Annotated in this window: 13 protein-coding genes and 4 tRNA genes; 9 read left to right on the top strand and 8 right to left on the bottom strand. The window is 59.6% G+C overall.

The genetic code is table 11. The features are described 5' to 3' along the window. Positions 1 to 94: 94 nt before the first annotated feature. The 4 genes from C8K63_RS09315 (at position 95) to C8K63_RS09330 (ending at position 508) form a co-directional block, all read left to right on the top strand. Positions 95 to 170 (top strand) — tRNA-Asn (locus C8K63_RS09315). Positions 171 to 179: 9 nt separating this feature from the next. Next, positions 180 to 256, top strand: a tRNA-Pro gene (locus C8K63_RS09320). 5 nt (positions 257 to 261) lie between these two features. Beyond that, positions 262 to 337: transfer RNA gene (locus tag C8K63_RS09325), tRNA-Lys, on the top strand. A gap of 94 nt (positions 338 to 431) precedes the next feature. Next, positions 432 to 508: transfer RNA gene (locus C8K63_RS09330), tRNA-Pro, on the top strand. 199 nt (positions 509 to 707) lie between these two features. Here C8K63_RS09330 and C8K63_RS09335 read toward each other — a convergent pair. From C8K63_RS09335 to C8K63_RS09345, 3 genes are all read right to left on the bottom strand, one after another. After that, entirely contained in the window at positions 708 to 2006 is a 1299-nt protein-coding gene (locus tag C8K63_RS09335) for an NAD(P)/FAD-dependent oxidoreductase (RefSeq protein WP_108216446.1), read from the bottom strand. A gap of 63 nt (positions 2007 to 2069) precedes the next feature. Beyond that, positions 2070 to 2243 (bottom strand): DUF3094 domain-containing protein, encoded by a 174-nt coding sequence (locus tag C8K63_RS09340; RefSeq protein WP_007970531.1) that lies wholly within the window; start codon positions 2241 to 2243, stop codon positions 2070 to 2072. A gap of 104 nt (positions 2244 to 2347) precedes the next feature. Then, a complete protein-coding gene (locus tag C8K63_RS09345; protein ID WP_007970534.1) occupies positions 2348 to 2974 on the bottom strand; it encodes a DUF1780 domain-containing protein in 627 nt (208 codons plus the stop codon). Between the two features lie 220 nt (positions 2975 to 3194). Between C8K63_RS09345 and C8K63_RS09350 the strand changes: the two genes are divergently transcribed. Genes C8K63_RS09350 through C8K63_RS09360 form a run of 3 tightly spaced genes read left to right on the top strand, consistent with a single transcriptional unit; the run spans position 3195 to position 7035 of the window. After that, positions 3195 to 4538 carry an aromatic acid/H+ symport family MFS transporter gene (locus C8K63_RS09350; RefSeq protein WP_108216447.1) on the top strand — a complete coding sequence of 448 codons (1344 nt, stop codon included), beginning with the start codon at positions 3195 to 3197 and terminating at the stop codon, positions 4536 to 4538. 3 nt (positions 4539 to 4541) lie between these two features. Further along, complete coding sequence (locus C8K63_RS09355; protein WP_108216448.1) at positions 4542 to 5750, top strand: benzoate/H(+) symporter BenE family transporter; 1209 nt, start codon at positions 4542 to 4544, stop codon at positions 5748 to 5750. A 16-nt stretch (positions 5751 to 5766) separates the two neighbouring features. Continuing rightward, on the top strand, positions 5767 to 7035 hold the full coding sequence (locus C8K63_RS09360; RefSeq protein ID WP_108216449.1) for an OprD family porin: 1269 nt from the start codon (positions 5767 to 5769) through the stop codon (positions 7033 to 7035). An 8-nt stretch (positions 7036 to 7043) separates the two neighbouring features. Here the strand turns inward: C8K63_RS09360 and C8K63_RS09365 are convergent, their stop codons facing one another. Then, entirely contained in the window at positions 7044 to 7286 is a 243-nt protein-coding gene (locus tag C8K63_RS09365) for a DUF2790 domain-containing protein (protein ID WP_108216450.1), read from the bottom strand. A 121-nt stretch (positions 7287 to 7407) separates the two neighbouring features. Between C8K63_RS09365 and C8K63_RS09370 the strand changes: the two genes are divergently transcribed. Then, a complete protein-coding gene (locus C8K63_RS09370; RefSeq protein ID WP_108216451.1) occupies positions 7408 to 8340 on the top strand; it encodes a LysR family transcriptional regulator in 933 nt (310 codons plus the stop codon). 71 nt (positions 8341 to 8411) lie between these two features. Beyond that, positions 8412 to 9101 carry an energy-coupling factor ABC transporter permease gene (locus C8K63_RS09375; RefSeq protein WP_007990394.1) on the top strand — a complete coding sequence of 230 codons (690 nt, stop codon included), beginning with the start codon at positions 8412 to 8414 and terminating at the stop codon, positions 9099 to 9101. Positions 9102 to 9135: 34 nt separating this feature from the next. On the opposite strand, the gene yacG is transcribed toward C8K63_RS09375, so the two are convergent. The 4 genes from yacG to C8K63_RS09395 are packed head-to-tail and all read right to left on the bottom strand — an operon-like array spanning position 9136 to position 12044. Next, a complete protein-coding gene (yacG, locus tag C8K63_RS09380; RefSeq protein ID WP_108216452.1) occupies positions 9136 to 9336 on the bottom strand; it encodes a DNA gyrase inhibitor YacG in 201 nt (66 codons plus the stop codon). Beyond that, the gene (gene coaE / locus C8K63_RS09385; RefSeq protein WP_108216453.1) at positions 9333 to 9956 is read right to left on the bottom strand and encodes a dephospho-CoA kinase; all 624 of its coding nucleotides are present in this window, start codon (positions 9954 to 9956) and stop codon (positions 9333 to 9335) included. The genes yacG and coaE overlap by 4 nt, the downstream gene beginning before the upstream one ends. Next, complete coding sequence (locus C8K63_RS09390) at positions 9953 to 10825, bottom strand: A24 family peptidase (protein ID WP_108216454.1); 873 nt, start codon at positions 10823 to 10825, stop codon at positions 9953 to 9955. Before C8K63_RS09390 ends, coaE begins: the two co-directional genes overlap by 4 nt. Position 10826: 1 nt before the next feature. Further along, complete coding sequence (locus tag C8K63_RS09395; RefSeq protein ID WP_108216455.1) at positions 10827 to 12044, bottom strand: type II secretion system F family protein; 1218 nt, start codon at positions 12042 to 12044, stop codon at positions 10827 to 10829. Between the last annotated feature and the right edge of the window lie 57 nt (positions 12045 to 12101).

Consider the following 12101-nt stretch of genomic DNA (forward strand, 5'->3'; position numbering starts at 1 on the left):
TAGAATAGCGCGCCTCAGACACACGAACGCAGCGATGCGAACGGGTCGAAGAGAACGCAGTAAAGCTTCAAAGTTGTAAATTGAAATGTGTAGTTCCGTGATAGCTCAGTCGGTAGAGCAAATGACTGTTAATCATTGGGTCCCAGGTTCGAGTCCTGGTCACGGAGCCAATTTCAAACCGGGGTATAGCGCAGTCCGGTAGCGCGCCTGCTTTGGGAGCAGGATGTCAGGAGTTCGAATCCCCTTACCCCGACCATTTTTGGGTCGTTAGCTCAGTTGGTAGAGCAGTTGGCTTTTAACCAATTGGTCGTAGGTTCGAATCCCACACGACCCACCATTTTTGAAACCAGTTAACGCTGGAATCGAATCTTAAGATCAGAGGCCAAAAGCGCTGATCGAAGAAGGCGCCTTCAAGGGTGCCTTTTTTTTACCGGGGTATAGCGCAGTCCGGTAGCGCGCCTGCTTTGGGAGCAGGATGTCAGGAGTTCGAATCCCCTTACCCCGACCATATTAAAAATCCTCGTATCGAAAGATACGGGGATTTTTTTTGTCTGTTAATTGCTTGCCGCGAATCAATTGTAGGAGCAGCCGGTCGACGCTCGATTGCTCGCGAAGATCGTTAACGAAAACGCAGCGTTTCTGGTTTAACGCGGCGCTCTCAGGTTCTTCGCGAGCAATCGAGCGTCGACCGGCTGCTCCTACAGGTGTTAGTGCAACTTAAGGCGCGGCTCAGTCCCGCGACCGATCTTGCTGCCCAGCATCAGCATCGCCGTGCGGAACGGCCCGTACAGCGCCATCTGGTGCATGCGGTACAGCGACACGTAGAACATCCGCGCCAGCCAGCCTTCGAGCATCACGCTGCCGGTGAGGTTGCCCATCAAGTTACCCACAGCCGAAAAACGCGACAGCGAGATCAGCGAGCCGTAGTCGGTGTACTTGTACTCCGGCAGTGCCTTGCCTTCGATGCGCAGTTTCAACGATTTGGCCAGCAATGAAGCCTGTTGGTGAGCGGCCTGGGCACGTGGCGGCACATTGCGGTCGCTACCCGGTTGCGGGCAGGCGGCGCAGTCACCGAAGGCGAAGATGTTCTCGTCGCGAGTGGTTTGCAGGGTCGGCAGCACTTGCAGCTGATTGATGCGGTTGGTTTCCAGGCCATCGATGTCCTTGAGGAAACCCGGTGCGCGAATCCCCGCAGCCCAGACCTTCAGGCTAGCGTTGATCACTTTGCCGTCGGCGGTAATCAAGGCGTCTGCCGTCACTTCGCTGACAGCGGCATTGGTCATGACGTTGACCCCGAGTTTCTCCAGGGTTTTATGCACAGGTCCGCCAATCCGCTCTGGCAGCGCCGGCAGGACTCGTGGTCCGGCTTCGATCAGGGTGATGTGCATGTTTTCCGGTTTGATCCGGTCCAGGCCATAGGCCGCCAATTCATGGGCGGCGTTGTGCAGTTCGGCGGCCAGCTCGACCCCGGTGGCACCGGCGCCGACGATGGCTACGCTGATTTGCTCGACTTTGTCGGTCTGCCCGGCATGGGCGCGCAGGTAGTGATTGAGCAGTTGCTGGTGGAAACGCTCGGCCTGTTTACGAGTGTCGAGGAACAGGCAGTGTTGCGCCGCGCCCTGGGTGCCGAAATCGTTGGTGGTACTGCCGACGGAGATCACCAGCGAGTCGTAAGGCACTTCGCGGGCCGGCACCAGTTCCAGGCCGGCTTCGTCATAGGTGGCGGCCAGCTGGATTTTCTTCTTCGCGCGATCGACCCCGCTCATGCGCCCCAGCTGGAACTCGAAGTGGTTCCATTTGGCCTGGGCGACATAGTTGAGTTCGTCTTCGGAAGAGTTCAGGGAGCCGGCCGCCACTTCGTGCAACAACGGTTTCCAGATGTGGGTCAGGTTCGTGTCGACCAGCATCACGCTGGCCGTGCCGCGCTTGCCCAGAGTCTTACCCAGACGGGTAGCCAACTCCAGACCGCCGGCGCCGCCGCCGACAATGACAATACGATGGGACATGGGGATAACTCGCAAGGCTAAAAGAAATCTTTGTCGTCGTTACCCACGCGAGCGCAAGGCAGCTCATAGCGTCAGGTAACTGATAAGTCGGCTCAACAGGCCCAGACCAATGGTCACTGCCAATACCAGCACAAGGAGCATCCAGGGCCGGAAAGGCCGGCGCTCGACTTGGTGCTGGGACAACTGCAGGTACTCTTCGACATGCTTTTGGTCGTCGGGGTTCAGGCGGCTGGTCATATCGGGCCTCGTCAGGGGTAGACGTTGCTGAATGTGTGGAAGCTACAGGGAAATCATTCAGCTGTGAACGAAGCTTAGCTGCTGACCGGGGAAAGGCTCGAGTCTCACAGACTGATCCCGACATCAAAAACAATGCTGCGCCCCAGGTTGCTGCGCAGGAAATCCGGCGCATCCGGGTGAGCGAACAGCACACGGGCGAAGGTCGGCCCGACCAGCGACAGCGAACGCCAGCCCTGGCGCAGGTATTCGGTCGGTGGCGGGAAATGGCTGTTGAGGTCCAGCACTTCGCGTTTGAGGCTGGCGAAGGCAATGATGTCCAGCTCACCCAGATCCATGCCGCGCTCTTTGTAGTTGTGCGCTTTTTTGCGCAAAGTCGGCGCCAATCGCAGCAAGAACTCGTTGGCAGGGATACGTCGTGGCTTGGCCTCGCGGCGCACCAGTTGGCTCAGGGAAAACGCGCTGCGCCGGCGTTGCAGTTCGTCGCGCCATTCATCGTTGAGGCGCCGGCCCTCGTCGAGCACGAAGAACACCTCGAAACTGGCATCGCGAAACAACACATCCGGCGGCTCCCCGGCGGGGGCGAATTCATCGGCACGATAGGGAATGTTCAAGCCTTGCAGCAGGCGCTGGCACACCCAACGCTCACGCTCCCATTTGCGGGCATTGGACAGGAACGCATTGGCTTGCTCGGCCGCGATGGTCAGCAGGCGTAAATAGTCTGAGTCATCCATAGGCCCAAGCTTAGCGTTCAAACGTGATCGCAAAGAAGACAATTTTGTCGCAGAGGCTCATAGCCTTCCGTTCCCATGCCCGTTCCAGGGCCCTGCACAAAACGGATAGTGATCTGCGCGCACTGGCTATTGCCACGTATCGGGCGCCTCTACCCTCGGCTGTACGGACGTAAGCCGTGTTACCGACGCTCTAAAAAAACAACAACAAGAGATATATGCCATGCGCAAGATCGACGTACATGAGGTTATCGACAACGCTCGTTTCAACCACTTTCACTGGATGGTGCTGTTCTGGTGTGCCCTGATCATCATCTTCGACGGTTACGATCTGGTGATCTACGGCGTGGTCTTGCCGATGCTGATGAAAGAGTGGGGGCTCAGTCCTTTGCAAGCCGGTGCACTGGGCAGTTATGCGCTGTTCGGCATGATGTTCGGCGCGCTGTTCTTCGGACCGCTGTCGGACAGGATCGGCCGCAAAAAAGCCATCACGATCTGCGTGATGCTCTTCAGTGGCTTCACCGTGCTCAATGGTTTCGCCCGAAACCCCACCGAGTTTGGCCTCTGTCGCTTCATTGCCGGGCTCGGCATTGGCGGCGTGATGCCTAACGTCGTGGCACTGATGAACGAGTACGCGCCAAAAAAAATCCGCAGCACGCTGGTTGCGATCATGTTCAGCGGTTACTCGGTGGGCGGCATGCTGTCCGCCGGACTGGGCATTGTGTTGATCCCGAGTTTCGGCTGGCAGTCGGTGTTTTACGTGGCGGTCCTGCCGTTGATGTTGTTGCCGCTGATCATGTATTTCCTGCCCGAATCGGTGGGCTTCATGTTGCGTCAGGGGCGCAATGAAGAGGCGCGCAATATTCTTGAGCGCATCGATCCGGCCTACGTCGCGCAAACGTCCGATCAAATGCACATGGCCGAAGTGAAAGGCACGGGCACCCCGGTGTTGCAGCTGTTCCGTGAAGGCCGAGCGCTGCGCACGCTGATGCTGTGGCTGGCGTTTTTCTGCTGCCTGTTGATGGTGTACGCGTTGAGTTCCTGGCTGCCGAAACTGATGGCCAACGCCGGTTACAGCCTGGGTTCGAGCCTGTCGTTCCTGCTGGTGTTGAACTTCGGGGCGATCTTCGGCGCGGTCGGTGGCGGGGTGCTGGGCGACAAACTCAATCTGCCGAAAGTGCTGGCGGTGTTTTTCGCCATGGCGGCGGTGTCGATAACCCTGTTGGGCTTCAACAGCCCAACGCCGGTGTTGTACCTGCTGATCGCCATTGCGGGTGCCACCACCATTGGCTCGCAGATTCTCTTGTACGCCTGCGCCGCGCAGTTTTATTCCATGACGATTCGCTCAACCGGTCTGGGCTGGGCGTCGGGCATTGGGCGCAACGGGGCCATCGTCGGTCCTCTGTTGGGCGGCGCCTTGCTCGGGATCAGCCTGCCGCTGCAACTGAACTTCATGGCGTTTGCCTTGCCCGGTGCGGTGGCGGCCTTTGCCATGACTGTGTTCGCCATCAGCAGCCGGCGTAGCGTCTCTGCAGTCAACCCTGCCCTGTCAGCGACCGGTGCCTGAATCATGAAAGCGTTTTTCCAGGACTTCTCGGTGTCAGCCGCCGTGGCCGGATTCATTGCCACGGTGATTTCCTATGCCGGCCCGTTGGTGATCATCTTTCAGGCAGCAGAAGCGGCACATCTTTCGCGGGAAGTGTTGTCGTCCTGGATCTGGGCGATCTCCATTGGCAGCGCCGTGCTCGGTATCGGTTTGAGCCTGCGCTACCGCGTTCCGGTGATCATCGCCTGGTCGGCGCCGGGCTCGGCGTTGCTGGTGACGCTGTTGCCGGACATCTCCATGGCAGAGGCGGTGGGGGCTTATCTGGTCAGCAGCCTGATCATTTTCGCGGTTGGCATCTCGGGGGCTTTCGACCGGATCATCAGCAAGCTGCCCGCGGCCATCGCGGCGGCGATGCTGGCGGGGATCCTGTTCAGTTTCGGCACCGGATTGTTCGTGTCGATGCAGCACAAGCCGTTGCTGGTCCTGGCGATGTTTGCCTGCTACCTGATCTGCAAGCGTGTGATGCCGCGTTATGCAGTGATGATGGTGCTGCTGGTGGGCTGTTCGATTGCCGCGTTCACCGGTGATTTGCATCGTGAAGCACTGGTGATCGGCCTGGCCACGCCGGTGTGGATCTCGCCCGAGTTCAGCCTGGGCGCGATCCTGAACATCGCCTTGCCGCTGGTGATGGTGGCGCTGACCGGTCAGTTCGTGCCCGGCATGGCGGTGCTGCGCGCCAGCGGTTATCCGACGCAGGCGAGCCCGATCATCGCCAGTAGCGCGCTGTGCGCGGCATTGCTGGCGCCGTTTGGTTGCCATGGACTGAATCTGGCGGCGATCACCGCGGCGATCTGCACGGGTCGCGAATCCCACGAAGATCCTCGCAAGCGCTACGTGGCCGGGGTCGTCGGCGGCCTGTGTTACCTGCTGCTGGGGATCTTCGGCGCCACGCTGGTCTCGCTGTTTTCCGCGTTCCCCAAAGAGTTGATCGCAGCACTGGCCGGGCTGGCCTTGTTCGCCGCCATTGCCGGCGCGTTAACGGGCGCGATGGCTGTGCCGAGCGATCGTGAAGCCGCACTGGTGACCTTTCTGGTCACGGCTTCGGGCATGTCGCTGTTTGGATTGTCCGCCGCATTTTGGGGGCTGATTTTCGGCATGGTCACCCATGTGCTGTTGAGCGCCCGTCGCCCCGAATCCGTTACTGCTGAAGCACTTCAACCTGTCGATCAATAACAATAAGAGAAAAACGATGAAACAGAATCTCCCAACAACCGGTTCGGTGTTGTCCATGGCTGTCGTCTCGAGTTTTTCCAGCTGCGCGATGGCCGCCGAAAGTGGATTTATTGAAGACACCACCGCCACCTTGCAAGCACGTAATTACTACTTCAGCCGCGACTATTCCGACATCGTCGGCGCCAACCAGCAATCGAAGGCTGAAGAGTGGGCCCAGGGTTTCATCCTCAACGTGAAGTCCGGATACACCCAGGGCACCGTCGGTTTTGGGGTGGATATCATCGGCCTGCTCGGCCTCAAGCTCGACAGCGCCCCGGACCGGGTCAATACCGGTTTGCTACCGGTGCAGGACGATGGCCGCGCGGCGAACGATTACAGCCGTCTGGAAGGCGCGTTGAAGATGCGTTACTCAAAGACCGAGCTGAAAGTTGGTGAGTTGCAACCCAATTTGCCGGTGCTGGTGTTCAGCGATATTCGTCTGCTGCCGCCGAGTTATCAGGGCGCAAGCATCACCTCCAACGAGATCAATGGCCTGACCCTGCAGGGCGGTCACTTGAGTTCGACCAGCCTGCGCAACGAGGCCGGCGACGAAAAGATGCAAGCCATGCTCGGCCATGTGCCGCAGCGCCAGGTCAGCAGTGACGGTTTCAATTTTGCCGGCGCCGATTATGCATTCAACGACAAACGCAGCTCGGTCAGCGCCTGGTACGGGCAACTGGAAGACATCTATAACCAGCGCTTCCTGGGCCTCAAGCACAGCGAACCGGTGGGCGACTGGATCCTCGGCGCCAATCTCGGTTACTTCGATTCCCGCGAGGATGGCAAAAAGCTGTTGGGCAATATCGACAACCAGGCGTTCTTCTCGTTGCTGTCGGCCAAGCGTGGCGGCCATACGTTTTACGTCGGCTATCAAGGCATGTTCGGTGACAGCGCGTTCCCACGGGTGTTTGCCAACATCTCACCACTGGGCAACGAAGTGCCGACCTACGAGTTCGCCTTCACCGATGAGCGCTCCTGGCAGGCGCGCTACGACTACGACTTCGCGGCGCTCGGCGTGCCGGGGCTGACCAGCACCGTGCGTTACATCACCGGCAATAACGTCGATACCGGCAAGGGGTTTGAAGGCAGGGACCGCGAACGCGATCTGGATATTGGCTATGTGCTGCAAAGCGGCAGTCTCAAAGGCCTGGGGATTCGCGTGCGCAATGCAATGGCGCGTTCCAACTACCGCAGTGATATCGATGAAAACCGCCTGATCCTTAGCTACACGTGGACCCTGCTATGAGCGCCTGATCACAGGTTGCTGGTGCAATCACCGATGACTTCGTAGGTGACGCGTCGGGTCTGGCCCTGATGATCGACATACACCATGGTCGCCGGGACAACCCCGCACGCGGTCGCGGTGTCCGAGACGGAAACCACCTTGGCGATGTCCAGTGGCTGCGCCGGGTTGTACAGGACTGCGAGGGGCTCGTTGTCGGCGGCTATGGCCGAGGTGGCGATGACGCTCAGCAGCAGGCTGATCAACGCTTTCATGTTGGCGTGCTCCGTGTCGGTTTTGATGTTTGAATTTTAGTCTTTGCCACCGACAGATAAAGGGGCGAACGCCGGATGCAGCCTTACATAAAACGTAACAGTCATCGCCCGAGGGGGGCTTATGGATGTGCTTAACAACTTGCGCGTGTTCATCCGGGTGGTGGACTGCGCCAGTTTCACCGGGGCTGCCGATGCGTTGGATCTGTCAACCGCGCAGGTATCCCGATTGGTGGCGGATCTGGAGGAGCATGTACAGGCGCGTCTGCTGCAACGCACCACGCGACGCTTGAGCCTGACCGACGCCGGCGAGCGCTTCCTGCTGCGCAGCCGGCAAATCGTCGAAGCCATGGATGAGGCGACGGCCGAGGCTCGTGGCGCTCATATCAATCCGGCCGGACGCCTGCGGGTGCACAGCATGAACGGTCTGGGTGTGCTGCTCACGCCGTTGATCGCCCGCTACAGCGAGCTTTATCCCGATGTGGTGTTCGAGCTGACCTTGTCGCAGCGCAATCCCGATCCGCTGGAGGAAGGGCACGATGTGGTGATTTCTATCGCTGCGGAACTGGCCGACTCGCAAATGGTTGCGCAGGCCATCGGGCAGATCTACAGCGTGCCCTGTGCCTCCCCGGCTTACTTGCAACGCCGGGGCGTGCCGCAGCAGCCGCAGGCGCTGAGCGATCATCAGTGCCTGCGCATGCTCGACCCGTTGTACAGCGATCAATGGGTTTTCCAGGATGAGCACGGCGAGCACGCCGTCAGCCCGGCCAAGACCTTTCAGTGCAATGTTGCCGAGTCGATGGTCAAGGCTTCGGAGGCGGGCATGGGCATCAGCCTGCTGCCGTTCTACACCGCGACGCGGCCCTTGAGCGACGGCACTTTGCTGCGCGTGTTACCGGCATGGCGCCTGCGCGAACGCAATGTGTATGCGCTGTATCCTTCGCGACGCTTTCTCGATGCCAAGGTGCGCACCTGGGTGGACTTTCTCAAGTCCGAGCTCCCGAAGCTGTTCGCCGAACATGACGCGGTGATGAGCGATCTGCGGCATTGGGCTTGAAGTCGAAGGGCAGGCGAGCGTCGGTGTAGACTAAGTGTCTGTTGTTCTTCGCCTGGGAGACGCGCGTAGCCATGATCGGTGCAGAGTTGCTGTCATCGCAAACCCTTGCGGTCGGCTGGCTGATCTATGTGCCGGTGTTGATCTGGGCCATCTGTCGCGCGCCGTGGGTTGAGCTATTCACCGACAGCCGTCGTCAGCATCTGCTGTTTGGAACGGTGTTTGCGCTGTTTCTGTTGTGGCTGGTGCGGCGGGACTTCGATACCGGCGTGTCTTATCACTTTATCGGCATGACGGCGGTGACCCTGTTGCTGGACTGGCCGCTGGCGCTGGTTGGCGGCCTGGTGGCGCAAACGGGGCTGGTGTTGCTCGGTCGACAGGATCTGGCGGCGGTTGGGGTCAATGGTGCGCTGCTGATCGCATTGCCGGTGCTGGTCACTGAGTGCTGCGCCATTCTGGTGGAGCGTGCGCAGCCACGAAATCCCTTCGTGTATATCTTCGTGTCCGGCTTCTTTGCGGCGGCGCTGTCGGCGTTGCTGTGTCTGCTGCTGGCGCTTTGGTTGTTATGGTTCGACGAGCGTTTTGCCATGCCGTACTGGCTGGAAGATTTTGTCGGATATCTGTGGCTGATCATTTTTCCCGAAGCGTTTATCAACGGCATGATCGTCAGTGCGCTGGTGGTGTTTTGTCCGGAGTGGCTGGAGACGTTCAACCGCACACGCTATCTCTCGGCTCCCTGGAAGGACGACGATCCCAAGTCCTGATCCACGCAAAGCCTGGAATCGCCGTCTCGATGGATCAGTGGCGCGGGTCGAAGTCGCCGCTGAACATCTCGTCCTCGGCATCGGGAGGCACTGGAATCTTGTGCTCTTCTGACGCCCAGGCGCCCAGGTCGATCAGTTTGCAGCGGTCGGAGCAAAATGGCCGGTATTTGCTCTCGGCGGTCCATTCCACGGGGGCGCCGCAGGTTGGGCATTCGACGGTTGTTGGTTGGCTCATGACTGGCCTCCACGCAAAGAAAGATAAAAGTGATGCAGGCGTTCGACCTCGCTGTACAGCCAGGCGAGGTCGCGGTCATTGACCACGACGTCGTCGGCATGGCTCACGCGATCCTGGCGGCAGGACTGGGCCTTGAGGATCGCCTGGACTTGCTGCTCGCTGGTCTGGTCACGTTGCAGGGTGCGTTCGATCTGCAATTGTTCGGGGGCATCGATCACCAGCACCCGTTGAGTCATGGCGTATTGCCCGGACTCGATCAGCAGCGGCGAAACCAGAATCGCATAAGGCGATTTTGCCAGCGCCAAGTGGTGAGCGATCTCCTCGCCGATCAACGGATGCAGGAGGGCTTCCAGCCAGCGGCGCTCTTCAGGCACTTCGAAGATCAATTTGCGTAGCGCGGCGCGGTCCAGTTGCCCGTCGGCCTGTAACACGCCGGGACCGAAGTGTTCGGCGATTTGTGCCAGTGCCGGGCGGCCAGGTTCAACTACCCAGCGAGCGGCATGATCGGCGTCGACCACATGCACGCCCAGATCGATGAAGTGTTGGGCGGCCGCACTTTTGCCGCTGCCGATGCCGCCGGTCAGGCCGAGAATCCAGGGTTTTTCCACAGGGCTATTCATTTCAAACCGACAAACTGCCAATAGAGGTCGGTTATTTGACCACCCCAGAGCAACGCAATCCAGCCGGCAATGGCCAGATAGGGGCCGAAAGGGATTGGCGTCGAGGTTTTTGCGTTGCGCAAGCGCAGCATCATCAGCCCGATAATGGCACCCACCAGCGAGGACAGCAGGATGGTCAGCGGCAGAATCTGCCAGCCACCCCAGGCGCCCAGCATCGCCAGCAGCTTGAAATCTCCGTAGCCCATGCCGTCCTTGCCCGTGATCAGTTTGAACAGCCAGAACACCGACCACAGCAGGCCGTAGCCGGCAATCGCGCCCCAAAGCGCCTCGTGCAACGACACGAACAGGCCGAAACTGTTGACGATCAACCCCAGCCACATCAACGGCAGCACCAGTACGTCCGGCAATATCTGATGTTCGGCGTCGATCAGGCTCATCGCCAGCAAGCCCCAGCTCAGGACCAGCACCAGGCCGGCCGGCCAACCGAAGCCGAAGTGCCAGGCAACAAACGCCGACAACAGCCCGCAGGCCAGTTCGGTCAACGGATAGCGCGGGCTGATTGCCGCCGCACAGGCCGAACAGCGCCCGCGCAAAAATACATAACTGAGCAGCGGGATGTTTTCCCAGGCGCGGATTCGGTGACCGCAGTGCGGGCACTGGGAATGGGGCAGCAACAGGTTGTAGGTCGGCAGCGGTGTTTCGCCAGGCAGCCCGAGAATGTCATGGGCCTGCTCACGCCAGTCGCGTTCGAGCATTTTCGGCAGGCGCCAGATCACGACATTGAGGAAACTGCCGACCAGCAGGCCGGTGATGCCTGCGAGAAGGACAAAGGCCAGCGCAGAGTGAATCAGAATTTCATTCAAGGGCATGTCAGATCGCTGAGCCAAGTTGGAAGATGGGCAGGTACATGGCAACTACCAGTCCACCGACGATAACACCCAGCACCACCATGATGAACGGCTCCATCAGGCTGGTGAGGTTATCGACCATGTTATCGACGTTGTCTTCATAGAACCCCGCGACTTTGTCGAGCATGGCGTCCAGGGTGCCTGACTCTTCGCCGATGGCAGTCATCTGTATCGCCATGTTCGGGAAGACACCGCAGGTACGCATGGCGAAATTCAATTGCATGCCGGTCGAGATGTCCTGCCGGATGCGCAGCACCGCGCGCTTGAACACGATATTGCCGGTCGCACCGGCCACTGATTCCAGGGCCTCCACCAGCGGTACACCGGCAGCGAACGTGGTCGACAGTGTACGGGCGAACCGGGCCACGGCGGACTTGTGCATCAGGGGGCCCACCAGCGGCAGTTTCAGCAGCCAGGTGTCCATCCGGTCACGCAATGCCTTGGATGTCCTGAGGGCGTGGCGCACGCCGAAGGCCATGGTGATCAGCGTGCCAAGGACCACCCACCACCAGGCCTGCATGAATTGCGACAGGCCAATGACCATCACGGTGAAGGCCGGCAGTTCGGCGCCAAAGCCTTTGAACACGGATTCGAACTGCGGCACGACATTGACCAGCAGAATCCCGCTGACAATCGCCGCGACGAACACCACTACCAGCGGGTAGGTCATGGCTTTCCTGATCCTGGCCTTGAGGCTTTCGCTTTTTTCCTTGTAGGTCGCGACCCGCTCCAAAAGGGTGTCGAGGGCACCGGCCTGCTCGCCGGCATCCACCAGGTTGCAATACAGCTCGTCGAAATACCGGGGCTTCTTGCGCAGGGCGGCGGCGAAGCTGCTGCCTGCTGAAACTTCCTGTTTCAGTTCGTCCACCAGCTTGCGCATGGCTGGATTGTCGAAGCCCTCGCCGATGATGTCGAAGGACTGCAGCAACGGCACGCCGGCTTTCATCATCGTCGCCATTTGCCGGGTGAACAGGGCAATGTCATGGGCCTTGATGCGCTTGCCCATGTCGAAAATCGACGGATTTTTTTTGCGAACCTTGCCCGGACTGATGCCTTGCTTGCGCAGTTTCGCCTTGATCAGCGCCGGGTTTTGAGCGCTGAGTTCGCCGGTCACTTTTGTGCCTTTGCGGTCGATGCCTTCCCATGCATACACGCTGACTTTCGCTGCCTTGACCGCCATGTTCAGTCCTGGGTATTCCAATTGAATTGCTCTTATAGCCTAGTCAAGGGGCGGGGC

The organism is Pseudomonas sp. GV085 (assembly GCF_003050925.1).
Classification (GTDB): Bacteria; Pseudomonadota; Gammaproteobacteria; order Pseudomonadales; family Pseudomonadaceae; genus Aquipseudomonas.